This is a genomic window from Dactylosporangium sp. NPDC006015 (assembly GCF_040614215.1).
GTDB lineage: Bacteria > Actinomycetota > Actinomycetes > Mycobacteriales > Micromonosporaceae > Dactylosporangium > Dactylosporangium maewongense.
Genome location: NZ_JBEXUD010000082.1, coordinates 1 through 25,452 on the forward strand (window position 1 = coordinate 1; position 25,452 = coordinate 25,452).

At 72.3% G+C, this 25,452-nt stretch carries 22 protein-coding genes and 1 riboswitch; of the genes, 15 read left to right on the forward strand and 7 right to left on the reverse strand.

Annotated features, from left to right (window positions below):
* Positions 1–621: 621 nt before the first annotated feature.
* Positions 622–1,890: a tyrosine--tRNA ligase gene (gene tyrS, locus ABZ321_RS56300; RefSeq protein WP_344503639.1), complete on the reverse strand. Its 1,269-nt coding sequence runs from the start codon at positions 1,888–1,890 to the stop codon at positions 622–624.
* A gap of 108 nt (positions 1,891–1,998) precedes the next feature.
* On the opposite strand from tyrS, the gene ABZ321_RS56305 reads away from it, so the two are divergent.
* The 3 genes from ABZ321_RS56305 to ABZ321_RS56315 all read left to right on the forward strand — a co-directional run bounded on the left by ABZ321_RS56305 (position 1,999) and on the right by ABZ321_RS56315 (position 4,826).
* Entirely contained in the window at positions 1,999–2,319 is a 321-nt protein-coding gene (locus ABZ321_RS56305) for an antibiotic biosynthesis monooxygenase (protein WP_344503638.1), read from the forward strand.
* 3 nt (positions 2,320–2,322) lie between these two features.
* A complete protein-coding gene (locus ABZ321_RS56310) occupies positions 2,323–3,828 on the forward strand; it encodes a class I SAM-dependent methyltransferase (protein WP_354905003.1) in 1,506 nt (501 codons plus the stop codon).
* Between the two features lie 95 nt (positions 3,829–3,923).
* Positions 3,924–4,826 carry an NADP-dependent oxidoreductase gene (locus ABZ321_RS56315; protein ID WP_354905006.1) on the forward strand — a complete coding sequence of 301 codons (903 nt, stop codon included), beginning with the start codon at positions 3,924–3,926 and terminating at the stop codon, positions 4,824–4,826.
* 584 nt (positions 4,827–5,410) lie between these two features.
* Here ABZ321_RS56315 and ABZ321_RS56320 read toward each other — a convergent pair.
* Both ABZ321_RS56320 and ABZ321_RS56325 read right to left on the reverse strand, forming a co-directional pair.
* On the reverse strand, positions 5,411–6,190 hold the full coding sequence (locus ABZ321_RS56320; protein WP_354905008.1) for an SGNH/GDSL hydrolase family protein: 780 nt from the start codon (positions 6,188–6,190) through the stop codon (positions 5,411–5,413).
* Entirely contained in the window at positions 6,190–6,561 is a 372-nt protein-coding gene (locus ABZ321_RS56325; protein WP_354905010.1) for a helix-turn-helix domain-containing protein, read from the reverse strand. Before ABZ321_RS56325 ends, ABZ321_RS56320 begins: the two co-directional genes overlap by 1 nt.
* 69 nt (positions 6,562–6,630) lie before the next feature.
* Between ABZ321_RS56325 and ABZ321_RS56330 the strand changes: the two genes are divergently transcribed.
* Entirely contained in the window at positions 6,631–7,260 is a 630-nt protein-coding gene (locus ABZ321_RS56330; RefSeq protein WP_354905013.1) for an NAD(P)H-binding protein, read from the forward strand.
* A 74-nt stretch (positions 7,261–7,334) separates the two neighbouring features.
* Here the strand turns inward: ABZ321_RS56330 and ABZ321_RS56335 are convergent, their stop codons facing one another.
* Together ABZ321_RS56335 and ABZ321_RS56340 are read right to left on the reverse strand one after the other, a co-directional pair.
* Positions 7,335–7,949, reverse strand: a complete 615-nt coding sequence (locus ABZ321_RS56335; protein WP_344503632.1) for a hypothetical protein — start codon at positions 7,947–7,949, stop codon at positions 7,335–7,337.
* 64 nt (positions 7,950–8,013) lie between these two features.
* Positions 8,014–8,625: a hypothetical protein gene (locus tag ABZ321_RS56340; protein WP_344503631.1), complete on the reverse strand. Its 612-nt coding sequence runs from the start codon at positions 8,623–8,625 to the stop codon at positions 8,014–8,016.
* Between the two features lie 120 nt (positions 8,626–8,745).
* Between ABZ321_RS56340 and ABZ321_RS56345 the strand changes: the two genes are divergently transcribed.
* From ABZ321_RS56345 to recQ, 3 genes are all read left to right on the forward strand, one after another.
* Positions 8,746–9,825, forward strand: a complete 1,080-nt coding sequence (locus tag ABZ321_RS56345) for a hypothetical protein (RefSeq protein ID WP_354905017.1) — start codon at positions 8,746–8,748, stop codon at positions 9,823–9,825.
* 71 nt (positions 9,826–9,896) lie between these two features.
* Positions 9,897–10,247: a YciI family protein gene (locus ABZ321_RS56350; protein ID WP_354905019.1), complete on the forward strand. Its 351-nt coding sequence runs from the start codon at positions 9,897–9,899 to the stop codon at positions 10,245–10,247.
* 75 nt (positions 10,248–10,322) lie between these two features.
* The gene (gene recQ / locus ABZ321_RS56355; protein WP_354905048.1) at positions 10,323–12,161 is read left to right on the forward strand and encodes a DNA helicase RecQ; all 1,839 of its coding nucleotides are present in this window, start codon (positions 10,323–10,325) and stop codon (positions 12,159–12,161) included.
* Positions 12,162–12,996: 835 nt separating this feature from the next.
* On the opposite strand, the gene asnB is transcribed toward recQ, so the two are convergent.
* On the reverse strand, positions 12,997–14,916 hold the full coding sequence (asnB, locus tag ABZ321_RS56360) for an asparagine synthase (glutamine-hydrolyzing) (RefSeq protein ID WP_354905021.1): 1,920 nt from the start codon (positions 14,914–14,916) through the stop codon (positions 12,997–12,999).
* A gap of 385 nt (positions 14,917–15,301) precedes the next feature.
* Here asnB and ABZ321_RS56365 point away from each other — a divergent pair, with 385 nt between their 5' ends.
* Positions 15,302–17,467, forward strand: a complete 2,166-nt coding sequence (locus tag ABZ321_RS56365) for a transglycosylase domain-containing protein (RefSeq protein WP_354905023.1) — start codon at positions 15,302–15,304, stop codon at positions 17,465–17,467.
* 22 nt (positions 17,468–17,489) lie between these two features.
* On the opposite strand, the gene ABZ321_RS56370 is transcribed toward ABZ321_RS56365, so the two are convergent.
* On the reverse strand, positions 17,490–18,335 hold the full coding sequence (locus ABZ321_RS56370) for a C39 family peptidase (protein WP_354905025.1): 846 nt from the start codon (positions 18,333–18,335) through the stop codon (positions 17,490–17,492).
* 185 nt (positions 18,336–18,520) lie between these two features.
* A riboswitch (cyclic di-AMP (ydaO/yuaA leader) is annotated at positions 18,521–18,663 on the reverse strand.
* A 279-nt stretch (positions 18,664–18,942) separates the two neighbouring features.
* Between ABZ321_RS56370 and ABZ321_RS56375 the strand changes: the two genes are divergently transcribed.
* From ABZ321_RS56375 to ABZ321_RS56405, 7 genes are all read left to right on the forward strand, one after another.
* A complete protein-coding gene (locus ABZ321_RS56375) occupies positions 18,943–19,791 on the forward strand; it encodes a hypothetical protein (protein WP_354905028.1) in 849 nt (282 codons plus the stop codon).
* 109 nt (positions 19,792–19,900) lie between these two features.
* Positions 19,901–21,043: an Ig-like domain-containing protein gene (locus ABZ321_RS56380; RefSeq protein ID WP_344503625.1), complete on the forward strand. Its 1,143-nt coding sequence runs from the start codon at positions 19,901–19,903 to the stop codon at positions 21,041–21,043.
* A 68-nt stretch (positions 21,044–21,111) separates the two neighbouring features.
* The gene (locus ABZ321_RS56385) at positions 21,112–21,609 is read left to right on the forward strand and encodes a cupin domain-containing protein (RefSeq protein ID WP_354905030.1); all 498 of its coding nucleotides are present in this window, start codon (positions 21,112–21,114) and stop codon (positions 21,607–21,609) included.
* Between the two features lie 160 nt (positions 21,610–21,769).
* Positions 21,770–22,741: a LysR family transcriptional regulator gene (locus ABZ321_RS56390; RefSeq protein ID WP_354905032.1), complete on the forward strand. Its 972-nt coding sequence runs from the start codon at positions 21,770–21,772 to the stop codon at positions 22,739–22,741.
* Positions 22,742–22,748: 7 nt separating this feature from the next.
* Positions 22,749–23,537 carry a LysR family transcriptional regulator gene (locus ABZ321_RS56395; protein ID WP_354905034.1) on the forward strand — a complete coding sequence of 263 codons (789 nt, stop codon included), beginning with the start codon at positions 22,749–22,751 and terminating at the stop codon, positions 23,535–23,537.
* A gap of 20 nt (positions 23,538–23,557) precedes the next feature.
* Positions 23,558–23,767 (forward strand): DUF3311 domain-containing protein, encoded by a 210-nt coding sequence (locus ABZ321_RS56400; RefSeq protein ID WP_344503620.1) that lies wholly within the window; start codon positions 23,558–23,560, stop codon positions 23,765–23,767.
* Entirely contained in the window at positions 23,764–25,446 is a 1,683-nt protein-coding gene (locus tag ABZ321_RS56405) for a sodium:solute symporter family protein (protein ID WP_354905036.1), read from the forward strand. Before ABZ321_RS56400 ends, ABZ321_RS56405 begins: the two co-directional genes overlap by 4 nt.
* The last annotated feature ends 6 nt before the right edge of the window (positions 25,447–25,452 follow it).

Genomic DNA, 25,452 nt, shown 5'->3' on the forward strand with positions numbered 1-25,452 from the left:
TCGGACACGACAACAAAGCCATGTCACGGGGTCAATCAATTGGCACTGGCTTAACAAGCACCCTGTTGAGTTCTCAAACAACCAACACACACCGCAGACCCTGACCGTTATCCGGTCCCGATCTCCCGGGGCATTTTCCTTACCGTTCTATCCTAGCATCTCCGTTTTGCGGTGTCAAGTCCGGCTCGCCGTACTTTGTCCCGTTTCGCGGACACACAACTGCTCTTCCGGTGACCCGGTCGAGTGTCGTATGGTTTCGGCAGGACGTCCGCTGCGGCTCGTGTGAGCGACCCGCGTGCCTCGTCCGTGTCCCTGCCGGGGTAAAACCTTACCCGCTCCGCGTCCCGCATCCAAATCGACCGTGTCGACTGGATGTCGTCCGCCTTACGGGCACGACCTTCGGCCGGTCACCCGGTCTCTGGCCGATCAAGCTTTCTGCAGGCCGTCCGACGCGTCTCGCGCGCCGCCCGTTTCCCTGCCGGTCATCTACGTTACCCCGGCTTCCGATCTCCACCAAATCGATCACTCGCTTGGTGGTGAGCGGGGCCCGGGTCGTGCAGAGCGCCACCGGGCAGGTGCCCCGTGGCGCTCGCAAAAGCTACGTGGAACGCAGCGACAGAGTCAAATCGCGCCGAGCTCGACGCCGGCGAACGTCCGCTTCCCCTTGCGCAGCACCAGCAGCCCGCCGGCGAGCGCACGGTCCGCGGCGACGACCTCCTCCGCGTCGCTCACCCGCTCGTTGTTCACGTACGCGCCGCCCTCTGAGACCGTCCTGCGTGCCTCGTTGCGGCTGCTCACGAGGCCCGCGGCGATGAAGAGGTCCGCCACGGACGTCCCGGGCGCCGCCCGTACCAAACCTGCCTCCGCCAACGCGGCGCGCAGTGTCGACGCGGAAAGGGTCGCGAGCTCGCCACGGCCGAAGAGCGCCTGCGACGCGGCGATCACCTGCTCGGTCTCGTGCGCCCCGTGCACGATCCGGGTGACCTCCTCGGCCAGCTTGCGCTGCCCCAGCCGGGCCGCGGGCCGGTCCGCCGTCTCCTTCTCCAGCACCTCGATCTCCTCCCTGGACAGGAACGTCAGGCGGCGCAGCAGCCCGCCCACGATCGAGTCCTCGAGGTTCACGAGGTACTGGAACAGCGCGTACGGCGAGGTCATCGACGCATCCATCCACAGGCTTCCGCCGCCGGTGGACTTGCCGAGCTTCTCCCCCGCGCTGTTGGTCAGCAGCGGCGTCGCCAGCAGGTGGACCGACTGTCCCTCGATCCGCCGGATGAGGTCGGTCCCGGCGGTCAGGTTGCCCCATTGGTCGCTGCCGCCCGTCTGCAGACGGCACCCGTACCGGCGGAACAACTCCAGGAAGTCCATGCCTTGCAGGATCTGGTAGCTGAACTCCGTGTAGCTGATCCCCGCGTCGGAGTTGAGCCGCGCGCTGACGGCGTCCTTGGTCAGCATCTTGTTGACCCGGAAGTACTTGCCGATGTCGCGCAGGAAGTCGATCGCCGACATCGGCGCGGTCCAGTCCAGGTTGTTGACCATGGTCGCCGCGTTGTCACCGGTGAAGTCCAGGTAGGGCTGGATCTGCCCGCGGATCTTGTCCACCCACTCCGCGACCTGGTCACGCGAGTGCAGCTGCCGCTCGGCGGTCGGCCGCGGGTCGCCGATGAGGCCGGTGGCGCCGCCGACCAGCGCGAGGGGACGATGGCCGGCCAGTTGGAGGCGGCGCATCGTCAGCACCTGGAGCAGGTGCCCGATGTGCAGGCTCGGCGCGGTGGGGTCGAAGCCGCAGTAATAGGTCAGCGGCCCCTTCGCCATCTCGGCGCGCAACTCGTCGAGGTCCGTCGAGAGCGCGATCAGGCCCCGCCACTGCAGATCATCAAGCACATCGGTCACGTCGCGATTCTCGCACCCGCCCCCGGACGCCTCCCACCGCATTGTCGGCGGCGTCGACCCCTCGCTGGTGGGGAAGAACTGTCGGTGGGGGTCGCTAGTGTGGTTGGCATGGCGGTTGTGAAGATCAACGCGATCGAGGTTCCTGAAGGTGCGGGCCCTGAGCTGGAGCGCCGGTTCGGTGCGCGGCACGGTGCCGTGGAGGGGTCGAAGGGGTTCCTGGGCTTCGAGCTGCTGCGCCCGGTGGCCGGCGAGACCCGCTATTTCGTCTACACACGGTGGGAGACCGAGGAGGACTTCCAGGCGTGGGTGAAGGGCCCCGCGATGGAGGCGCACTCGGGTGAGCGGGCCAAGCCGGTGGCGTCCGGGGCGAGCCTGCTGGAGTTCGAGGTCGTGCAGAGCACCGGCCCGGCACCGGCAGCCGAGGGCTGACCTGTGGAGCGCTTCGTCCTGTTCCCCGGCCGACACCACCTGCTGACCAGGTTCCAGGCCGGCTACCTGCGCGAGCTCGCCGCCCCGACGGATGAGGGCGGGCGCACGGTCGTGTGGGCGGTGACGAGCGCCAACCATCAGAACACCAAACGCAACCCCGTCGGCTATGACCGGCGGCAGGCGGCGATCGAGCGGTTCAGCGTCCAGGAGGGGCTGCGGTCCCTCGTGGTGCCGGTGTTCGACACCGCGCACACCGACCGGTTCGCCGAGGTCACCCTCAAGAGCGTCGAGTCCGTGCTCGGCCGCACCCTGACGCCGCACGACACCGTGGTGGCGTGCTCGACACCCGAGGTCGCGGCGATGTATGCCGAGCTCGGTTTCGCGATCGCCGGCGTCGAGGCCGAGCGCGACCCGGTGCCCGACCGGCCGTGGGACGTGCTGCTGCGGCTCGCCGCCGGCGAGCCCGCGTGGCGGGAGCTGGCGCACCCCGCGACGCTCGACGTCTTCGACCGGTATCGGCTCGGTGAGCAGGTCGCCCAGGTCGTCAACGATCCGGTCGTCGGCGAGGAGGGCGGCCTCACCACGACCCGTGACTACCGCACCTATGCCGAGGCGTTCGAGGCGAGCGCCGAGCGCAAGTGGGACCTGGTCCGCCGGCACGTGCGGCCCGGCAGGATCGTCGACGTCGGCTGCGGCGCCGGCGCGGTCCTCGCCCTCGCCGACCGGGAGCCTGCGCTGCGCGAGAGCGACCTCATCGGCGTCGAGGTCGCCCGTCACCTGTTCGAGGAATGCATGCACCGCAAGGCGCAGGGCTGGTTCACCAACCCCAACGTCTACTTCTACTGCCGCAACGTGCTGGGCGGGGCCGTCTTCGCGCCCCGGTCGGTCGACACGACGCTGACGTTCGCGCTGACGCACGAGATCTGGTCCTACGGGCAGCGGATGGACTCGCTGCGCCGCTTCGCCCAGGCCATCTACGACCACACGGTCCCCGGCGGCGTCTGGATCAACTCCGACGTGTCCGGCCCCGACAACCGCGACCTGCGGGTGCGGCTCGCGCTGCAGGGCGCCGCCGGCGGTCCGCTCGTCGACCTGGACGGCCTGACCCGCGAGGAGATCGCCGCACACGTCGAAGGGCTGCCGACCAGGGCGCGGCTGGACCGGTTCGCCGCCGACTTCCACTTCCCGTTACCGTTCGACGCCCGGGCCGACGGCACCGTCGACATCGCCCTCGGCGACGCGATGGAGTTCCTCACCCACAAGGACTATCCCGACAACTGGCTGTCCGAGGCACACGAGCAGTTCTGCGGGCTGGAGTTCGCCGACTGGAAGGCGCTGCTGACCGACGTGGGCTTCGAGGTCGACGCCGCGTCGCACTCGTGGCGCAACGACTGGATCGTCGAGCACCGGCTCGCCCAGGTCGCGGCGCTCTCGGCCCAGGACGGGACGCCGCTGCCGTGGCCCGACACGCACGTCCTGCTGGTGGCCCGCCGGCCACTCAACACCTGACCCGCCGGGCGGGCCGTTCGACCATTGAACCGGCGGTTGCGGGGTATCGGGCCCAGCGGCCGCGCAGCACGTACACCACCATCGGAGGGGCACCCGTGAAAGCGTTGCGGTATTCCGAATACGGGCCGTCGAGCGTCCTGCACGTCGTCGACGTCGACCCGCCGCAGCCCGGGCCGGGGCAGGTCAGGATCGCGGTGCGGGCGGTGGGCATCAACCCGTTCGACTGGAAGGTCCGCAGCGGCCTGTTCGGCGACACGACACCGACCCGGCTGCCGGTGATCCCGCACGGCGACGTGTCGGGTGTCGTCGACGCCGTCGGCCCGGGGGCGGACGCGCAGGTCGGCGACGAGGTCTTCGGGCTCGCGGCCGGTGGCGGCGCCGCCGAGCACGCCGTCATGAAGCTGTGGGTGGCCAAGCCGGCGGCGATGTCGTTCGAGGAGGCGGCCGGGCTGCCCGGTGTCGTCGAGTCGGCCGGCCGCGCGCTCGTGCTGCTCGGTCTCGAGAAGGGGCAGACGCTGGTCGTCAACGGCGCCGCCGGCGGCGTCGGCATCGCCGCGACCCAGCTCGCGGTCGCCCGCGGGGCCACGGTCGTCGGCACCGCCAGCGAGCGCAACCACGAGTTCCTGCGCTCGATCGGCGCCATTCCCGTCACGTACGGCGAAGGCATGGCCGACCGCATCCGCGCCGCCGCGCCGCAGGGCGTGGACGTCGCCCTCGACACCGCGGGGCGCGGCGCGGTCGCGCAGCTGATCACGCTGACGCCCGCGCCGTCCGACGTGGTCAGCCTCGTGGACTTCGACGCACCGACGCTCGGCGCCCGGGTCACGGACGGCTCGGAGGGCCGCGCCTGGCAGACCCTGGAGGAGGCCGCCGACCTGCACCGCCAGGGCCGCTTCACGATGCCGGTCGAGCGGGCGTTCCCGCTGTCGGAGGCTGCCGCCGCCCACGACCTGAGCCAGTCCGGCCACGTCCGCGGCAAGGTGATCCTGGTCCCCTGACCGAGCGGCGAACCCGCCCGGCGCGGCGGGTGCGGCGGGTGCGCTGACCGGCCGGGCCGCTGCCCACCCGGCACTCCGACTGTGCCGTCCGTCCACTCGTCAGCACCACCAACAGCTCCGCGAGCTCCGCGGTGCCGGCCGTGCCGGGCCGGTTGCTCAAGGCTGCACCGGCCGCGCCTGGCCGGTCGCTCAAGGCTGCACCGGGCCGCCGGTCCGATGCGTCGAGGCGAGCCGGGACGGGACGGTTGCTTGAGGGCGAGCTGAAGGGGTGAGCCGCGCCGGCGGTGGCTGCTTGTGGCGACATGGCCGGGTGGCCGGCGGCGCTTCTTGTCGTCCGTGGGTGGGCGCGATCCGCAGCCCACCGCGTCGTGACCCGCTCCGTGGGAGGTGGTCCGGCCGGTGGACGGCGGCACCGCTCGCCACAGCGCCTGGAGTCACCGTGCGGGGCACGGACCGCGAGACGACGATGCGGCAGCTCGGACGCGGTTCACGTCTGCGATGGGTCAGACACCGGGAAGGATCAAGCCAGGGATCTTGGCCGGAGCGCCGGGATCCATGGCGCGGCGGGCGGGGGTTGTGGCGGGTCAGGCGTCCGGGAGGTCGACCGGGGACGGGTCGGGGCGTTTCGGGAAGCGGTCGTCGCCGGAGGACTTGCCGCGCAGGTGACGGCCGAGCCAGGGCAGCAGGTGGCGGCGGCCCCAGGCGAGCTCCGCCCGGAGCACCTCGTGCCGGCGGCGCAGCGGAGGGGACGGCAGCGGCGAGGTCCACGACTCGTCGGTGCCGGGCAGGCCGGCGGCGTGGGCGAGGGCGGCGGCGATGCGTTCGTGGCCGGCGCTGTTGGCGTGCAGGCGGTCGTCGCTCCACAGGCGCGGGTCGGACGCGACCGGGTACGCGCCGAGGTCCAGCAGGATCGCCCCGCTGGCGGCGCACGCGTCGCGGATCGCGGCGTTGAGGGCGAGGACCCGGCCGCGCAGCGGCTTCGCGATCGGCATGACCGGGGCGGGGTCGGGCAGCGTGAACGTGATGACCGTGGCGCCGCCGCCGATCAGGGCCTTCTGCATGGCGAGGAGGTCACCGGCGACGGCGGCGACGTCGAAGGAGCCGCGCAGGATGTCGTTCATGCCGGCGACGACGGTGGCGAGGTCGGGCGCGAGGTCGAGGGCCGGCTGGAGCTGCTCGGCGCGGATGCGGGCGGTGGTGCGGCCGCGGATGGCCAGGTTCGCGTACTCGAGCCGGTGGCCGGGCTGCGCGCGGGCGACGTGCGCGGCGAAGCGGTCCGCCCAGCCGCGGTAGCCGCCGGCGCCGTCCGGGTCGTCCATGCCTTCGGTGGTGCTGTCCCCGATCGCCACGTACCGGCGGAACATCACGCGCTCCTGCTGGCGTACTGCTCGCGGGCGTCGAGCACCGCCGGAAGGTGTTCGACGGCCCAGGCCCGGCAGGCGGCCATCGCGGGGAACAATGTCCGCCCGAGCGGTGTCAGCGCGTACTCGACGCGCGGCGGCACCTCGTCGTACGCGGTACGGGTGATCATGCCGTCGCGTTCGAGGGCGCGGAGGGTCTCGGCGAGCACCTTGGCGGAGACGCGGTGCATCGGCACGCGCAGCTCGGAGAAGCGGCGCGGCCTGTCCTCGAGGCAGACGAGGACCATCCCGGCCCACTTGTCGCCGATCTGGAACGGCGTGGCGTTCGACGGGCACGCGGGGTCGAACAGGTCGCGCGGCAGTGGCTCGCTCACGCAGCCGAACGTAGCGCACGCCTCGGTTACGTTGCAGTTACCGAGGTCTCCCGCCCTATGGTCGCCGGCATGACCTCATTGGTGGTGTTCGGAGCGGGTGGGCGGGCAGGCCGGCGGATCACGGCGGCGGCACGGGATCGAGGGCTGCGGGTGACGCCGGTGGTACGGGATCCGGCACGGCACCCGGACGTCGCGGGCGCGGTCGCCGGCGACGTCACGGACGCGGACGCGGTGGCGGCCGTCGCCGCGGGGCACGACGTCGCGGTCAGCGCGATCTACACGGCCGACATCGACCCCACGGACCTGTACGGCGCCGGCACCCGCTCCCTCCTGGACGGCCTCACCCGGGCCGGCACGAAGCGGCTGCTGGTGGTGGGGTTGGCGACGACCCTCGACGGTCCGGACGGTGTGAAGTTGTACGAGGCGGAGTCCTTCCCAGACGCCTACCGCCCGTTCTCGCTGGGCCGGGTGGCCGAGCTGTCCGCGCTGCGCGAGGGCTCCCTGGACTGGGTGGTGTTCACGCCGACGATGGAACTGGTCGACACCCCCGGCACCGGCGCATATGAGGTCACCACCGACGGCCGTATCGCGGAAGGCACGACGACCTACGCGGACCTGGCCACGGCGATCCTCGACGAGGTGACCTCCCCGGCCCACCACCGCACCCAGCTCACCGTCCGGACCCGGACCACCCCCTGACCCGGCACCGGCCGGCCCGCCCGCATCCCGCGGGCAGGGCCGCGCCGGCGGTCAGGTCGGGCGACCACGACGCCTCACGACTGAGCGAAGGCCTCGAACCGTTCGGCGACGCCGGCGAGGTCATCCTGCACCGTCTCGCCCCGCTCCTCGCCCACGACGGTCTCCAGCTTCCAGCTGCGCTGGCCCGGCACGTACGTGACGCGGATCGACGACCCGTCCTCCCGCCACAGCACGGCGGAGCGGTTGTCCGCGTCGAGCCGGCCGAGGAAGTCGCGGATGTCGTCACCGGTCGGGTGGTGCGCGAGCGAGCCGTCCTCGGTCGATAGCCGGGGCACCGGCACCCTCAGCAGCCTGCGCGGCTGCCACAGCGCCGCGGGCTGGTGCCGGCCGGGGCGCTGGAAGCAGAGCAGCTCGCACTCGTCGGCCACCCGGTGCACGAGGTCGAGCGCGGCCTCCGGCGTCTCCGGCTGCAGGCTGAGCAGCACGTGCGTGTCGGCCGCGACGACCGGACCGGCCCACCACGCGGCGTCGACGCCGGCCAGCACCTCGCGGTGAAACTTCTCGATCCCGGGGTCCGCCGCGGCCCATCCGGTGTCGCCGCGCCGCAGCGCCTCGAAGCGGTCGACGCCCTGCTCAACGGTGATCGGCCGGGCCTCGAACCAGACACCGACCTCGATCAGCTCTGCCATGGAAGACCACCGTACGGAAGCGCCAGAAACCGGCGCAACTCAGCCACGCAGAGTCTCTGGTCGATCACCCGGGTCGTTCGTCTCCCGAACCCGGCCCGGCGGCGGTCCGCAGCGCGATCAGGTCGGCGAGTCCGGCCGCGTCCGGCGTGGCGAACGGCAGCACCCCGCCGTCGCGCAGCACCACCTCGATGACGTCGAACGGCAGTACACCCACCTTGCCCCAGTCGGTCACCCGGGTCGGGCGGGCCTGCCGTACCGACGCGATGTCCACCCACGAGACGAGGATCGGCGCCCGGCCCGGACGGCAGCCCTCCGCCCGGTGCCCGGCCACGCCCTCGCGCAGCCGTGACCGGCGCACCTCGATCAGGAGCCCGAGCGGCTGCGGGGTGAGGCGCACCGGCACACCCGCGCCGAACAGGAACGCCGCGCCGACGCCGACCTCCCACAGCCCGACGGCGCTGTCCAGCGCCAGGTGCCCGGCCCACACCTGCGCTCCGCCCGCGTGCGCCGCCCGCTGCCGGTGACGGCTCCGCCACTGTCCGGCCAGCACCGGCGTGACCATGCCGGCGCACACGATGGCGAACAGCGCGATCGCCTTCCACAACCCGGCGAGCAGCAACACCACCGGGACCGCCAGGGCGAGGGCGGCCCACCGCGGACGCCCCCGGTCCCCCACCCCGCCATGGTGACGCACTCCGGACCCGTCCCGGCCTCGGCGAACGCTCCCGCCCCGGCCACCTCACGTCAAATACCGCCCGGGGTTTGTGCTCCGGCAGGCGGAGCGTGAGGATGGACCATGCTTTCGACCCGGGTCACCCAGCCGGCGGCACCGCCCAGCACCGCGTCGACGCTCCCGCCGGCGCGGGACGTGACCGGGGTCCGGCGGGTGAGGGTCGTGCTCAGCGCCGTGGTCGCGGGCATCGCGCTGCTCGTCCTCACCGCGTGCGGGTCCGAGGACCCGGGCGCCGCGCAGACCGCCCAGCCCGCCCGGTCGGGCAGTGGCGTGGGCAGCGCCTCGGCGGGACTCTCCACGCCCTCCGCGGCGGCCAGCCCGTCCCCGTCGGGCGCGGCCACGGTCGCGGTGCCGGCCGGGGTGACGGCGGGGATCGTGATCTTCGACCGGCAGCAGGGGGCGTTCGTTGTACAGCAGAAGGCGAGCTGGCGCTTCAGGTCGGCGTCACTGGTGAAGCTGCTGATCGCGCTGGACTACTTCTGGGACAAGGGTCCGTCGTACACCGTGCCGGCGGCCGACAAGCCGAAGCTCGACGTGATGCTGCGCAGCAGCGACGACAGCGCCGCGACGGGGCTGTGGAAGGCCAACGGGCAGCGGGAGATCGTGACCCGGATGGTGCAGCGGCTCGGGCTGCAGGACACCGCGCCGCCGCCGGTGAGCCAGCCGGGCTACTGGGGGTACACCGCCGTGAGCGCGGGCGACCTGGTGCGCGTCTACCAGTTCATCCTCGACAAGGCGCCGGCGCCGGTGCGCGACTACATCATGGGCAACCTGCACGCGTCGACGAAGTGCGGCACCGACAAGTACGACCAGTCGTTCGGCATCCCGAGCACGTTCAGCAAGCCGTGGTCGGCGAAGCAGGGATGGTCCGGTTTCGGTGACAACCCGGCCACGCCGTGCGCCGCGCCGGCCGCGTATCAGCCCTCCGCGCCGGGGCAGTTCGTCGGTGTCGCCGCGCCGCCGAACGCGCCGGACATGAGCGGCGAGGTCCTGCACACGACGGGGACGGTCGGCGACGGCGACCGGTACATCGTCGCGGTGCTGTCCGTGCATCCGAACGGCACCCAGTTCGCGAAGGCGGCGACGACCCTGACCAAGCTGACCCAGTCGCTGCCCCTGCCGGCCGCGGTGAAGAATTCCTGAGAGACGTGTAGAGCACCGCGCGGCGGCTCCGACCAGTCGGTGCGAGCACCCGACGACAAAGGAGCGTTCCCGTGAAGTACCTGCTGCTGATCCACATGAACCCGGACGTCTGGTCGACGCTGACGCAGGCGGACGTCGACGAGGTGATGGCCGGGCACGAGCGGTTCATCGCCACGATCACCGAATCGGGTGAGATGGTGAGCACCCACGCCCTGGCCGACCCGAAGGACAGCGCGGTGGTCCGGATCAGGGCCGGCGCGGAGACGGTGACCGACGGGCCGTACGTGGAGGCCAAGGAGTTCCTCGCCGGCTTCTACCTGGTCGAGTGCGAGTCGAAGGAGCGGGCGGTGGAGCTCGCCGCGATGATCCCCGACGCGAAGTGGAACGCCATCGAGGTGCGCCCGATCGTGTTCAGCCAGTAGTCAGATCGTCCACCGGCCGTCACGGCGGCGATTCTTGTCGGTCGCCGCTCGTAGAATCGCCGCGTGGACAGCACCGTGGGGGTTGAGACGGCCGGGCCGGCGATCGAGGTCCTGCGCCGGGTGTTCGGTTATGACACGTTCCGGGGCAGCCAGCAGGAGATCATCGAGCACGTCATCGGCGGTGGCGACGCGCTCGTGCTGATGCCGACCGGCGGCGGCAAGTCTCTGTGCTATCAGATCCCGGCGCTGGTCCGCGAGGGCACGGCGGTGGTGATCTCGCCGCTGATCGCGCTGATGCAGGACCAGGTCGACGCGCTGACGGCGCTGGGTGTGCGGGCCGGGTTCGTCAACTCGACGCTCGACTTCGACAGCCGCCGGGCGGTCGAGGCCGCGTTCGTCGGCGGCGAGCTCGACCTGCTGTATCTCGCGCCGGAGGCCCTCGCGTCCCCGCAGACGATGCGGCTGCTGGAGCGCGGGAAGATCGGGCTGTTCGCGATCGACGAGGCGCACTGCGTGTCGCAGTGGGGGCACGACTTCCGGCCCGACTACCTCAACCTGTCGGTGCTGCACGAGCGGTGGCCCGACGTGCCGCGGATCGCGCTGACGGCGACCGCGACGACGGCCACCCACAAGGAGATCGCCACCCGGCTGGGGCTGACCGGGGCGCGGCACTTCGTGTCGAACTTCGACCGGCCCAACATCCAGTATCGGATCGTGCCGAAGCAGGAGCCGCGGCGGCAGCTGCTGGAGCTCCTGCGCACCGAGCACCGCGACGACGCCGGCATCGTCTACTGCCTGTCCCGCGCCAGCGTGGAGAAGATCGCCGAGTTCCTGAAGGACAACGGCATCTCGGCGCTGCCCTACCACGCGGGGCTCGACGCGCGGACCCGCGCCGACAACCAGGCCCGGTTCCTGCGGGAGGACGGTCTGGTCATGGTCGCGACGATCGCGTTCGGGATGGGCATCGACAAGCCCGACGTGAGGTTCGTCGCGCACCTGGACCTGCCGAAGTCGGTGGAGGGCTATTACCAGGAGACGGGCCGGGCCGGGCGGGACGGCCTGCCGTCCAACGCGTGGCTGGCCTATGGCCTGCAGGACGTCGTCCAGCAACGCAAGATGATCGAAGGCTCGGAGGGCGACGCGGCGCACCGGCGGGGGCTGGGCCGGCACCTCGACGCGATGCTGGCGCTGTGCGAGACGGTCGAGTGCCGGCGGGTGCAGCTGCTGGCCTATTTCGGGCAGCAGAGCAAGCCGTGCGGCAACTGCGACACGTGCCTGAGCCCGCCCGAGTCATGGGACGGCACGGTGCCGGCGCAGAAGCTGCTGTCGACGGTGTACCGGCTGCAGAAGGAGCGCAACCAGAAGTTCGGCGCCGGGCAGTGCATCGACATCCTGCTCGGCAAGAAGACCGACAAGGTCGTGCAGTGGCACCACGACGAGCTGACCGTGTTCGGGGTCGGCGCCGACCTGCGGGAGGCGGAGTGGCGGGCGGTGGTGCGGCAGCTGCTCGCGCAGGGCCTGCTCGCCGTCGAGGGTGACTACGGCACGCTGGTGCTCACCGACGACAGCGCGGAGGTGCTCGGCCGGCGGCGGCAGGTGATGCTGCGCCGGGAGCCGGAGCGGCCTGTGTCGGCGGCGAAGGTCGCCAAGCAGCGCGGCGCGGCCGCGGCGACGGAGCTGCCGGCGGAGGCGGCGCCGCTGTTCGAGCGGCTGCGTGCGTGGCGTTCGGCGACGGCGAAGGAGCAGAGCGTCCCGGCGTATGTCATCTTCCACGACGCGACGCTGCGGCAGATCGCCACGGAGGCCCCGGCGACGCTGGCGCAGCTGTCGACGATCAGCGGTGTCGGGGAGAACAAGCTCGCCAAGTTCGGCCAGCAGATCCTCGACGCCATCAGCGAGCCGGACCCGTCGTGATCGGCGCTGCGGCCCGCGTCTCCCCGCGGACGACACCCGCTCTGCTGCGGGGAGGGGCGTGTGGCGGACCGGCGGCGGCTCGCCGCGCGGGACCAGGTGGTGGCCCGATGCGCGTGTGATGCTGGCGGCCTGGCACGGAAGCTGAGGTCGCCGGGAGACCACCGGGAGGAGCGTTCCCGCTGGTCCGCGGTCGCTTGGAGCGACGCCGATGCCCACGCGGTCGGGCGCGCAGCGCGGTCCAGCGACGAGCGGTCGGCGCCACGCGGTCAGGCTTCATGCGGCCCAGCGCCATACGGTCGGGCGTCATTCGGCCTGGTGCCATGCCGTCCAGCGCCATGCGGTCCAGCCGCACGCGATCGGGCGCACACGATCGGACAACACACGGTCCAGCGCACACTGTCCACACGATCCAGCGTCCATGCGGTCCAGCACCATGCCGTCCAGCACGCACGCGGTCGGACGCCGCACACGGTCGGACAACGCACACGGTCGGACAACGCACACGGTCCAGCGTCCAAACAGTCCAGCGCACATGGTCCACCGCGCACAGAGTCCAGGCCCACGGTCCATCGCGGGCACAGTCGGCGCGCACGATCCAGCGGCCACACAGTCCAGCGCACATGGTCCATCGCGCACAGAGTCCAGGCCCACGGTCCATCGCGGGCACAGTCGGCGCGCACGATCCAGCGGCCACACAGTCCAGCGCCCCCACACGGTCCGGCACGCACGTGGTCCAGCACGCAGGACAGCGGCCGCTCGGTTGAGGACGCACGCGGGCCGGTGCGCGCAGGGCAGCGCGCGCACGGTCCGGCGTGTGTGTCGCGGGTGGTGGGCGTCAGATGGCGCGGGCGGGGCGGGGGCGGCGTTCGGGCAGTGTGGGGACGACCGAGCCGTCGACGAAGATGCCGTGCCACAGGCAGAACGTCAGCAGGATCCACAGTTTGCGGGCGTTGTCGGCGTCGCCGCGTTCGTGCTGGGTGAGCAGCTCGTGGGCGTACTTGAGGTCGATCAGGTGGCCGGCGCCCGACGTGGACAGGACGTGGTGGGCCCATTCCGCGAGCTCCGTGCGCAGCCAGCGCCGGGCCGGGGTCGGGAAGCCGAGCTTCGGACGGTCGGTGATGAAGTCCGGCACGATGCCCGCGAGGGCCCGGCGCAGCGCGTACTTGGTGGTGCGGCCGCGGGGTGGCACCTTCAGCCGGTCGGGCAGCCGGGACAGGACCTCGAACACGCCCTTGTCCAGGAACGGCACGCGCAGCTCCAGCGAGTGAGCCATCGACATCCGGTCGGCCTTGGTGAGGATGTCGCCGGGCAGCCACGTGTTGATGTCGATGTGCTGCATGGTGGTGAGGTCGTCGAGGTCCGCGGCCTCGGCGTAGAGCGCCGCGGTCACGTGCGGGTGGCCCACCCCCGGGCCGCCCAGGAGGATCCGGGCCTTCTCCTCGTCGCCGAGGACGCGGGCGTTGCCGAAGTACCGCGTCTCGATCGGCGTCGTGGCCCGCAGCAGGTAGCTCTTGCCCTTGACACCGTCGGGGACCGCACGGGCCAGGGCGCGCAGGCCGCGCTGGATCGGTGCGCCGAGGCGGCGCACCGGGGCGAGGGAACGCGGCTCCCCGTAGATGGTGTAGCCGCCGGCGAGCTCGTCCGCGCCCTCGCCCGACAGCACCACGGTGACGTGTTCGGCCGCCGTCTGCGCCAGGAAGTACAGCGGGACGATCGACGGGTCGGCGACCGGATCGCCGAGGTGCCAGATGATGCGCGGCAGCGCCACCATCACCTGCTCGGGATTGACGATGGTGGGCACCAGGTCGACGCCGAGGTGCCGGGCGGACTGCTCGGCCACGTCGAGCTCGGAGTACGCGGTGGCGGTGTCGAAGCCGGCGGTGAAGGCGCGCAGGCGGGGGTGGACCTCGGCGGCGAGCGCGACGATGGCGGTCGAGTCGATCCCGCTGGACAGGAACGCTCCGACCGGGACGTCCGCCCGCAGGTGGCATCGCACGCTCTCCCGCAGCGCGTCGCGCAGTTCGTCCACAATGGACTGCTCGGTGACCGCCGGGTCCGGCCGGAACTTCGGCCGGTTGAGACGCCGGACCACCGGCGGGTAGCCGAGCGCGCGGGTGAGCAGCCCGCCGCTGGGCAGCCGCGCGATGTGCCGGTGCAAGGTGTACGGCTCGGGCACGTACTGCATCGTCAGGTAGAGCGACAGCGCGGTCTGGTCGAGCTCCCCGCCGGCGACCCCCAGCAGCGGCGCCTTCTCGCTCGACAGCCACAGCCCGTCGACGGTCGGCAGGTAGTACAGCGGCTTGATCCCGAACTGGTCCCGCGCCGCGTGCACCGTCTCGGTGGCCTCGTCCCAGAGGGCGAACGCGAACATGCCGCGGAGCCGGCCGAGCGCGGCCTCGCCCCAGTAGTGGTAAGCGGCGGCGACCACCTCGCTGTCGCCGCCCGTGGCGAACTCCGCGCCGTGCACGCGAATCAGTTCCTCGCGCAGTGCCTCGAAGTTGTAGATCTCGCCGTTGAAGACCAGCGTCCACCGGCCCGCGTCCGGCCCGCTCGGCGGGTACCGCAACGGCTGCCGGCTGCCTTGCACGTCGATGATGGCGAGCCGTTTGAAACCGGCCGCCACGCCTTGTCCGGCCTTCTCCAGGGCCATGTCGTCGGGGCCGCGGTGGTCGAGCAACTCGAGTTGCCGTTCCACCAGTCCGAGGGTCTCTGGGGAGATGGCGAAGTCCCCCACGTACATCAGGAAGCCGCACATGGCGTCGTTTCCCTTCGGTCGCCTCGCGTGGCAGCGGTGTCGGGCCGCGGACCGCTCTGTCGGCGGTCGCCCGTGAGCCGTCGCCGGTGAGCTCCCGCCGGCACCGGCTGAGCCCCCGCTCGAACGGCCACAGTGCGCCGCGCGATCCAGCCGAACAGAGGCTGCCGGGTCCGGGCGCCCGATTGCCCGGCCGTCATCCGATCCCTCCTCACCAGGGGGATCGCCGGCCCGCGGAGGGGTGAACCTCGCCCCGGGGTGACGATCGGGGCGGGCGGGCACTCCCGCCGTTTGGCCCCGCACCCCCCGGGTAGCGGCGCGCCGGTCACATCGGTCCACGTCGGATCGGCGGCTAGCGAACCACCCGTTGTCTCCTGGGGAGAAGCCAATGCGCCTCGTCCGCGCCCGAAGCCGACCCGCGCACAGCGCCAGCAGCCGCCGTGCGAAAGCCGGGGCGCCGAGCCGCTCAGCACGCTGGCTCCGGGGGCTCGGCCGGCTCCTGCTGTGCGGCGTCATCTCGGGTCTGGTCGTGGCCGCCGGTGTACTGCCGCTCGCGTTCATCGGCGGCTCCACGGTGAACGCGAGCCGTGACGTCTGGACGAACCTCCCGGCGGACCTGGCGCTGCCACCGCCGCCGCAGGCCACCTACGTCTACGCCAACGACGGCAAGACGCTCATCACCACGTTCTACGACGAGAACCGCAAGGACGTGCCGCTGGACCAGATCGCACCGGTGCTCCAGCAGGCCGTCGTCGCGGCCGAGGACACCCGCTTCTACCAGCATCAGGGTGTCGACGGCAGGGGCGTCCTGCGCGCGCTGGTCTCCAACGGCAGGGGCAACGCCCAGCAGGGCGCCTCGACGCTGACGATGCAGTACGTGCGCAACGTGCTGAAGAACGACCCGACCCTGTCGCCGCAGCAGCGGGTCGACTCGCTCGCCGACACGCCCGCCCGCAAGGTGCGCGAGATGCGCTACGCGACGAAGCTGGAACAGCACCTGAGCAAGCAGGACATCCTCCAGGGCTACCTGAACATCGCCTACTTCGGTGCCGGCGCCTACGGCATCTACGCCGCCAGCCAGACGTACTTCGGCAAGTCGGCCCTGGAGCTGACGCTGCCCGAGGCGGCGCTGCTCGCCGGGCTGCTGCAGTCCCCCGACGGCGACAACCCGATCAGCGGCGACCGCGACGCGGCCCTGCGGCGCCGCGCCTACACGCTCGACTCGATGGCGAAGATGAAGATGATCAGCGCCGCGGACGCCACCGCGGCGAAGGGCCAGGAGCTGAAGATCAACGAGCGCGACCTGCCCAACAACTGCGTGTCCGTCCCGCGGGAGCACAACGACTGGGGCTTCTTCTGCGACTACTTCCGCCAGTGGTGGGGCAGCCAGCCCGAGTTCGGCGCCACCCGCGCCGACCGCGACGAGGCGCTGCGCACCGGCGGCTACACCGTGGTCACCTCGCTCGACCCGGGCATCCAGGCGGCCACGCTCAACCAGTCCCTGAGCGTCTACGGCTACGGCAGCGCGCGGTCGATGCCGACGGCCGTCGTCACCCCCGGCACCGGCCGGGTCCTGGCGATGGCCGTCAACCGCCACTACAGCCTGGAACCCAACCCGCCCCAGCATCCACTGTTCCCGAACACCGTCAACCAGCTCATCGCGGGCGGTGGTGGCGTCGCCGGATATCAGGCGGGTTCGACGTTCAAGATGTTCACCATGCTCGCCGCGCTCGACGCGGGCATGCCGTTGAGCACCAACTTCAACTCACCGAGCCGGATAGCGACCGTGTGGCCGGCCAGCGGCCCGGGCAGCTGCGGGGGCAAGTGGTGCCCGGGGAACGACTCCCCGAGCTGGATGAACGGGAACCGGACGATGTGGAACGGCTTCGGCCGTTCGGTCAACACCTACTTCGTCTGGCTCGAACAGCAGATCGGCGCGCGCCGCGTGGTCGAGATGGCGCAGCGGCTCGGCATCACGTTCCGTTCCGCCGAGGACGCGGCGATGGCGGCCAAGGCGGACCAGTGGGGAGCGTTCACCCTCGGCGTCGCCTCGACCACACCGCTCGACCTCGCCAACGCCTACGCGGCGGTCGCCGCCGGCGGCCTGTACTGCCAGCCGCTGCCGGTGCTGTCGATCACCGACTCCAACGGCAAACCGGTCGACGCCGCCGCCCCGAAGTGCCGGCAGGCGGTCAGCGCCGACGTGGCGGCCGCCGCGACCGACGCGGCACGGTGCCCGGTCAGCCGGGCCTCGGCGTACGGCAAGTGCGACGGCGGCACGGCGGAGAACGTGTCCGGCATCCTGGGCGGCCGCCCGGTCGCGGGCAAGACCGGCAGCTCCGAGTACAACTCGACCGAGACGTTCGTCGGCTTCACCCCGCAGATCGCGGCGGCCGGCATCGCGGTGAACGTGGACAACCCGAACGACCACGTGGGCAGCGGCGTCTCCGGCTCGGTCAACGCCGCCGTCGCGCAGACCATGGCGAGCGCGCTGCGCGGCCAGCCGGCCCAGGCGTTCCGGCCACCCAGCCGGGTACGCGCACTGGGCCGCTGACCGCGAGCCGCTGACGGCCGTGTCAGGCGGAGTATCCGCGCAGGGCGGTCCAGTGCGCGAGCTTGGCCGTCGTCAGCGTGTAGTACCCGACGCCCAGGGCGTCCGCGGGGTCGGCGATCTTCACCGTCTTGCCGCCGTCGAGGTACCCCACCACCGTGAGGTAGTGGCCGCCCGGGTACGAGTGCGAGTTGCCCTTGTCGTCCACGGTGGAGCCGGCGATGTTGGCGACCACGGCGTAGCCGTTGGTGATCGCGTTGACGACGTCGGCCTGCATCTGGTCGATCTCCGCCTGGGTGGCCGACTGACCGGGGATGAAGTGCGACTTGTAGAAGGAGCTCTTCGTGTACTCGTTGAGCGACCGGGTGGTGTCGTCGGCGGAGTTGGTGCCGTTGACGGTCGTGTGCAGGCTCTGGGCGACCTCGGACTGGGACGGGTACATCGACCGCGCGGTCAGCGCGATCCGGGTCGCCGCCGGGCCGCAGTAGTAGAAGTTCTCCTGCCAGGCGAACCGGTACGCGAGCTCCTTCTCCGCCGGGGCCGCCGGTTTGGTGGGGCTGGCCGAGGCGGCGGGCGGGGCGGGCTTGGACGTCGCGGTACCGGCGGGGGCCTTCGACGGGGCGGAGGCGGCGTCGGGCGCCGCCTGGGTCCGCTGCCGGTCACGCCCGGCCGGACCGACGCCGGTTCCGGACGGATCCGCGGACGTCACCGACTGCGCGTCGGCCACCGGTGTGGGGGTCGAGGCGTGCACGGCCACGCCGACGGCCGCCGTCACCCCGAGGACCGCCGCGGCGGCCGCGATCGGCAGCACGCGGAAGCGCGACGGGGCGGGGCTCTGGTTCTGGTGCCTGGGTTTGTACAGGTAACTCACGGGTACCTCGACAGACATGCTCGATGACGGCTGCTGTTGCCGGTGCCGGACGTGATCCGGGCAGGGGGGTGCCACGCCGGCCGAGGGCCGGTGCGGTGACGGTCGGCGACTACCGGGCCGGGCCGAGGGTCGAGGTGCCCGAGGTGCTGCGGCACGGGCGATGCCGGGTCTGTGGCTGCACGGAGTGCTCCTTCCGGTGCCGCCTACCGGGTTAGCTGACGGGTTCGGGCGGGAGGATCGCCCTACCGCGAGGCGCTGGCCCCGCGGATTCACCCCGGTGGTGCTCGGTTCCCCGGCTCGCGCGGACGCGACTCAGCGGATCCGCCGCGGTGTCATCCGAGGTGGGTGACGTCGGGCCGGGCGGATGCGAGGACCATATCGGGGGCGCGGGAGGACCCCCGGAACCCCCACGCTGGTCGGCTACCTTGCGTGACGACGGCGTGGCGAACGGCCGGGTGCACGGGCCATCAGCCCGCCGGTCGGCTGCGCCGTGCCCCGGTGCACCTCGCCGACCGCGCCCCGGCCCCGTGCGGCCCGCCCAGTGTCCGGTCGGCAGGTTCGCATGCCCGGCATCACCCCGGATCCGGGGCCTCCCTAGGCTCGCCGGATGCTTCCGGGCGCCGACGATGACCAGCAGCTCAACGGTGCGACCGCACGCGGTCCCCGACACCTGCGCCGCTCCCGGCGGGGGCGGCACGCGACCCGATTCCGGCTGCGTGCACCCGTGCCGGCCGAGATCCGCCGCTACGCCGTGGGCGCCGTCGCGGTCGTGGCGGTCGGCCTGTCCGCGACGCTGTCGGCGTCGGCCGGACCCGCCGCCGTGCCGGCGGACAGTGCGGCGTTCGCCGTCGACGCCGAACGCTCGGCGGCCGGCGGGCAGGCCTCACGCAGCCGCACCCGGAAACCCGCCGACAGCGCGAACAAGGCCACGCCGGCACCGACGAAGGCCGCCCCGGCACCGGCGAAGACCACCCCGGCACCCGCCGGCACGCCACCGGCGTCGACGGCGGCGCCGTCGCCGACCGTGCACGCGCCCGTCGGCGGGCTGACCCAGGCCGAGATGAACAACGCCGTCGCGATCATCGACGTCGCCCGGCAGCTGAACCTGCCGCGGCGCGCGGCCGTCGTGGGGATCGCCACCGCCCTGCAGGAGAGCCACCTGCGGAACCTCGCGAACCCGAACGTGCCGCAGTCGCTGCAGCGCCCCAACGAGGGCGTGGGGTACGACTACGACTCGGTCGGCCTCTTCCAGCAGCGGCCGAGCTGGGGTTCGGTCGACCAGCTGATGAACCCGCACGAGTCCGCCCGCAGGTTCTACGCGGCGCTCGCCCAGATCCCGGGCTGGGAGCAGCAGGCCGTCACCATCGCCGCGCAGATGGTGCAGCGGTCGGCGTTCCCGGACGCCTACGCGAAGTGGGAGGGGCTCGCACAACAGATCGTGGACGCCGTCATGTAGGAATTCCACCGCGCGGGCCCAGGTCCCTCGCATTGTCACTCGTATTGCCGCCCCGGCCTCGCCCCGATGCGCACGACGATGCCCCCATGTCCATGCACAGGCAGAACACATGAGGGGGCCCAGCCGGACCGCGGCGGCGCTGGTCGCGCTCGCGGTGGGAGCGCAGTTGGGCCTGTCGGCGTGTACCAGTTCGACGAAGAAGCCCACGGCGGCGAAGTCGACCGCTCCGCCGCCGGCGGTCGGGCTGGCCGTCAGCCCGGCGGCGGGCGAGTCGGGGGTGGCGATCAGCACCGAGATCGGCACGAAGGTCAACGACGGGAAGATCACCGAGGTCGTCCTGACCGACGCGGCGGGCCAGCGGGTCGCCGGCGAGTTCCGCGAAGACGGTACGTCGTGGGTGCCCGCCACCGCGCTGCGCTACGGCACGGCGTACACCGCGAAGGTCACCGCCGTCGGTGCCGACAACAAACCCGTGACCCGGGAGGCGGCCTTCACCACGGCGGCGAAGGCCAGCGGCCCGGTCGTCACGTCCGACCTGATGTTGACCAACGGCGGGACCTACGGCGTCGGCATGCCGATCGTCGTGGAGTTCGGCTCCGACGTCCCGCAGGAGTCGCGCGCCGCCGTGCAGCAGCGTCTCTTCGTGAAGAGCGATCCGCCGCAGCCCGGTGCGTGGCACTGGTTCGGCGGCCGGCAGGTGATGTACCGGCCGGAGAAGTACTGGCAGCCCGGCACGAAGATCACCGCGCGAAAGGCGCTCAACGGCGTGCGGATCGGATCCGGCCACGCCGACGAGGACTTCGCGGCGACGGTCACGATCGGCCGGAAGCTGACCATCGACATCGACAATGCGACGAAGCAGATGAACGTCTACCAGAACGACGCGCTCGTGCGGACCATGCCGGTGAGCCTCGGCAAGCCGTCGACGCCGACGTCGAGCGGCGCCACCGTCATCATGTCGCGGGAGGCATCGACGGTGTTCCGCACCCCGGAGTACACCGTCGCGGTGCAGTACGCCATGCGGCTGACCTGGGGCGGCCAGTACATCCACGCAGCGCCGTGGTCGGTCGGCGACCAGGGCCAGCGCAACGTCTCCCACGGTTGCACCAACGTCTCGACAGCGAACGCGAAGTGGCTGTACGAGCAGACGCTCGTCGGTGACCCGGTCACCACGCGCAACACCGGGGTGCCGCTGGACCCGGGCGACGGCTGGACCGCCTGGGACCTGTCCTGGGCCGACTACAAGGCCTGACGCGTCCGCCCGGGCGAATCACAGCAGCGAACCGAAACAGGGAGTCCGTTCCCAGAGAGGGAAGGTCCATGGAAGTCGTCCGTGCCCCGAGCCGAGGCCGGCAGGCCCCGCAACAACACTATTCCGGCGTCGTCTGGATCGACCGGGACGTCACCGGCCTGGAGCCGTCCCGCCTGCAGACGTTCCACGCGCAGTTCAGTCCCGGCACCCGGACGGCCTGGCACCGCTGCCCGTACGGCCGGATCCTGACCGTCCTGCACGGCGTGGGCCGGGTGCAGCGCCGGGGCGGCCCGATCCACGAGGTGCGCGCCGGCGACACCGTCGTCGTCGAGGCCGGCGAGTGGCACTGGCACGGCGCCGCGCCGAACACGTTCATGGCGGTCGTGTCGGCCCACGAGACCGGCCCGGCGGGCGTCGGCACGGATGACACCGGCGCCGACACGGACGACACCGGCACGGAATGGGGCGAGCACGTGACCGACGCCGAGTACCGGCTGGCACCGCTCACCGCGATGATCCGCCGGCCGGACGCGGACCGGGTCCCGCAGCGCGAGGCGTGCTGGTAGCGGTCCCGGCATTGATGGCAAGCCCGGTCCCGCGGCCGTCACGGTCGCGGGGGCCGGGCCGCCGCGAAGTCCGGCGTCCAGATCCTGGACACGCTCGGCACACGCGCGTAACACTGTCGACATGATTTCTGCACGAAGCGTGCTGAAAGACGTGTGACCCGTGGACACCCGGCAGATCAGGTACTTCCTCGCCGTGGTGGAGCACGGTGGGTTCGGCAGGGCGGCGACCGCGCTCAACGTCGCCCAGCCGACCATGTCGCAGTCGGTGAAGGCCCTGGAGCGCGACCTCGGCACGGCCCTGTTCCACCGGGCGTCGCACGGGGTGACGCTGTCCGCGGCCGGGCGGGCGTTCCTCGGGCCGGCCCGGGTGCTGATCCGCGACGTCGCCATGGCCGGCGAGGCCGTCGGCGGGCGGCCCGAGCACGACAGCCTGGAGCTCGTGGCGTCGGCGCCGCTCGGGGCGCACCCGGGCGCCGAGCTGGTCGGTGGCTTCCTGCGGGCACACCCGGGCGTGTCGGTCAACCTGGACCGCGACACCGACGAGGCGCTGCTGGCCCGGGTCCGCGACGGGGTGAGCGAGCTCGGCCTGGTCCACCTGCCGGCGGCCCGGCTGGGGCTGTGCGAGGTGGCGCTCGGCGCGCACGACCTGGTCCTCGTGTTCCCGCCGCCGCACACCGCCCGCCCCGCGACCCGCGTCCCACCCTCCTCCGCCTCTGCCGCCGCCTCCGCCGAGGCCGTGCGGCTGGCGGATCTGGCGGGGCTGGAGCTGCTCGGCGTGCCGCGCGGCAGCGCATCGCGGCTGCTGGTCGAGTCGGCGCTGCGGGCGGCCGGGGTCAGGACCAGGGTCGTGGTCGAGAGCGGGCAGCGGGACCTGATCACCGACCTGGTCATCGCCGGGGCCGGGGCGGCGTTCATGCCTGACGTGGCCACGCCCGCGGCGGTGGCCAGAGGGGCCGTGGTCAGGCGGGTCGTGCCGGCGTTGCGGCTGCCGTACGGCATCGTGCACCGCCCCGGCGAGCTGTCCGCGACGGCGCGGGCATTCCTGGACCATGCCCTGCGAGAGGCCGACCACGCCCCGCGAGAAGCAGGCCACGGCCGACGGGAAGCCGACCACGCGCTGCGGGAGGGGTGACGGCGGCATGGACCTGCGCAGGCTCGCGTACTTCGTCGCCGTCGCCGAGCACGGCGGCGTCACCGCGGCGGCCGCCGCGCTCCACGTGGCACAGCCGTCGCTGTCCCAGTCGATCCGGGCGCTCGAACGGGACATGTCGGTGGAGCTGTTCGACCGGCGGCAGCGCCCGCTCGCGCTGACGGACGCCGGGAAGGCGCTGCTCGACCCGGCCAGGAAGGTGCTCGCCGACCTCGCCGACGCCCGGGCCGCCGTCGGATGCGTCGTCGGCCTCGCCGCCGGCTGGCTCGACGTCGCCGTCCTCGACCCCCTGGCCGTGGACGTGGCGCCGGCCATCGCGGCGTTCCGGCGGCGGCATCCGGGGGTGCCGGTGCGCGTGCACGGCCCGCGCGACGAGGACGACCTGGTCCGCCACGTCGTCGACGGGCGCTGCGAGCTCGGCGTCACGTACCTGCCGGTCGAGCACCCCGCCGTCCGCGTCGAGCCGCTCGGCCGGCAGGAACGGTTCCGCGTCGACGGCGCGGACGTCAGGACCCGGCACAGCGAGGCCGTCCTGCCGCTGCTGCGGGCGGGCGCGACGGCGGTCGTCGCCGGCGGCTACGCGCGGCGGGCGGAGGCGGCCGGGGCGGTGCTGCACCGGTTCGACCCGCCGGCGACCGTCGAGGTCGGGGTGGTCAGCCAGCTGTCACGCCCTTCCGGCAGCTCCCGGCACCAGCACCGATCACCGGCGGCGCGGCGGCTCGAGACGATGCTGCGCACCTATGGGGTCGATGGCTTTTCGTCTTTGCATTCTCGATGATCGCGCACTGTTATCAAGCGATGCCCGAGCCTGATCAGCGCCACCGCCCCCTGTACTGGCTGCTGGTGCTCCCGACCGTCGCGCCCCTGGCCGTGCCGTTCTACAACCGCCTCGAACCGACGCTGCTGGGGGTGCCGTTCTTCTACTGGTACCAGCTGGCCTGCGCCGTCCTCGCGACCGTGGTCATCTCGATCGTCTACGTCGGCGTGCGCCGGAAGACCCACCGATGAGCGACCGGGACGTCGAGATCGCCGTGTTCGTGCTGCTCATGACCGTGATGATGGGGCTCGGCCTCGCGGCGGCGCGGTGGCGGCAGCCGCAGAGCATCCACAGCCTCGAGGAGTGGGGCGTCGGCGGCCGGGCGTTCGGCAGCTGGGTCACCTGGTTCCTGCTCGGCGGCAGCATGTACACCGCCTACACGTTCGTCGCCGTGCCCGCGCTGACCTACGGGGTGGGCGCGCTCGGCTTCTTCGCGGTGCCGTTCGCGATCGCCACGACCCCGGTCGCGTTCATCCTCTCCGCCCGCGCCTGGTCGGTGTCGCACCGGCACGGGTTCGTGACGCCGGGCGAGATGGCCGGGGCGCGGTTCGGGTCGCCGGGGCTCGCGGCGCTGGTGGCGGTCACGGGCATCGTGGCGACCATGCCGTACGTGTCGGTGCAGCTGCTGTCGCTGCAGGCGGTGTTCAAGACGCTCGGCGTCGACGGCGAGTGGCCGCTGCTGGTCGCCGTCGGCCTGGTGTCGGTGAGCACGTTCCGCTCCGGGCTGCGGGCGCCGGCCCTGCTGTCGATCGCCAAGGACATCCTGCTCGTGTGGGTCGTCGTGTCCGGCGTGCTGATCGTGGCGATGTCCGGCGGCTGGGGCACCACGTTCCGGCGCGCCGCGGAGCACTTCGCGAAGACGCCGTCGCCTGCCGACGGCCTGCTGCTGTCCGGCCCGGGGCAGATCGGCTACCTGACCATGGTGGTCGGCTCGGCGCTGTCGATCTTCGCGTACCCGCACGCGGTCATCGCGATCATCGCCGCCCGGGACCGGTCGACCGTGCAGCGCAACACCGCCGCCCTGCCGGTCTACTGCCTGGCGCTGGGCCTGATGGGGCTGCTCGGTTTGTTCGCGGTCGCCAACGGCGTCGTCCCCGTCGGCCGTGACCTCAACACCATCACCCCGCAGCTGTTCCACAAGCTGCTGCCCGGCTGGTCGGCGGGCATCGCCTACGCCACGCTCGGCGTCGCCGCGCTGATCCCGGCCGCGGTCATGTCGATCGCGGCGGCGAACGCGTTCACCCGCTCGATCTACCGCCAGTACCTGCGTCCCGACGCCGGCCCCGCCGAGGAGGCCCGCGTCAGCCGCTGGGCGTCGCTGGTCGTGAAGTTCGGCGCGGTCGGGGTCATCCTCCTGCTCGACCCCGCGTACTCCGCGGAGCTCCAGCTCATCGGCGGCGCCGTCATCCTGCAGACCATCCCCGCGGTGATGTTCGGCCTGACGACGGCGTGGTTCCACCGCGCGGCGCTCATCGCCGGCCTGGTCACGGGCCTGGTCACGGCCGTGGCGATGCTCTACCGGATCCCGCAGCTCGGCCCCGGCGGCGTCGTGGTGAAGGCCCACTTCGGCGGCTCCAGCTGGTCCTTCGGTGACGGCGTCATGGTGTACGTGGGCCTCATCGCACTCCTCGCCAACCTGATCGTGTCGGTGGCCGGCACGGTGCTGCTCCGGCTCGCGAAGGTGCCCGCGGGGATCGACCGGACGCGCCCGGAGGACTACACGGCCGACGTCGGCGACCCCATGGTGAAGCGCCTCGACGACCTCCTCGACGGCCTGCCCCGCACCCCGGGCGGCGCCCACACCCGGCCCTTCGCCCCGCCGCCGCACCAGCGGGGCGTCACCACCCCGCGGCGGCGCACCCGCTTCTGACCACCC

Excerpts from the sequence above, each read along its gene's own strand:
- ABZ321_RS56320 (WP_354905008.1), bottom strand. The coding sequence starts at position 6,190 with ATGTTCCGCCGGTACGTGGCGATCGGGGACAGCACCACCGAAGGCATG.
- ABZ321_RS56380 (WP_344503625.1), top strand. The coding sequence starts at position 19,901 with ATGAGGGGGCCCAGCCGGACCGCGGCGGCGCTGGTCGCGCTCGCGGTG.
- ABZ321_RS56365 (WP_354905023.1), top strand. The coding sequence starts at position 15,302 with ATGCGCCTCGTCCGCGCCCGAAGCCGACCCGCGCACAGCGCCAGCAGC.
- asnB (WP_354905021.1), bottom strand. The coding sequence starts at position 14,916 with ATGTGCGGCTTCCTGATGTACGTGGGGGACTTCGCCATCTCCCCAGAG.
- ABZ321_RS56400 (WP_344503620.1), top strand. The coding sequence starts at position 23,558 with ATGCCCGAGCCTGATCAGCGCCACCGCCCCCTGTACTGGCTGCTGGTG.
- ABZ321_RS56345 (WP_354905017.1), top strand. The coding sequence starts at position 8,746 with ATGCTTTCGACCCGGGTCACCCAGCCGGCGGCACCGCCCAGCACCGCG.
- ABZ321_RS56385 (WP_354905030.1), top strand. The coding sequence starts at position 21,112 with ATGGAAGTCGTCCGTGCCCCGAGCCGAGGCCGGCAGGCCCCGCAACAA.
- ABZ321_RS56330 (WP_354905013.1), top strand. The coding sequence starts at position 6,631 with ATGACCTCATTGGTGGTGTTCGGAGCGGGTGGGCGGGCAGGCCGGCGG.
- ABZ321_RS56405 (WP_354905036.1), top strand. The coding sequence starts at position 23,764 with ATGAGCGACCGGGACGTCGAGATCGCCGTGTTCGTGCTGCTCATGACC.
- ABZ321_RS56305 (WP_344503638.1), top strand. The coding sequence starts at position 1,999 with ATGGCGGTTGTGAAGATCAACGCGATCGAGGTTCCTGAAGGTGCGGGC.
- ABZ321_RS56395 (WP_354905034.1), top strand. The coding sequence starts at position 22,749 with ATGGACCTGCGCAGGCTCGCGTACTTCGTCGCCGTCGCCGAGCACGGC.
- ABZ321_RS56335 (WP_344503632.1), bottom strand. The coding sequence starts at position 7,949 with ATGGCAGAGCTGATCGAGGTCGGTGTCTGGTTCGAGGCCCGGCCGATC.
- ABZ321_RS56375 (WP_354905028.1), top strand. The coding sequence starts at position 18,943 with ATGCTTCCGGGCGCCGACGATGACCAGCAGCTCAACGGTGCGACCGCA.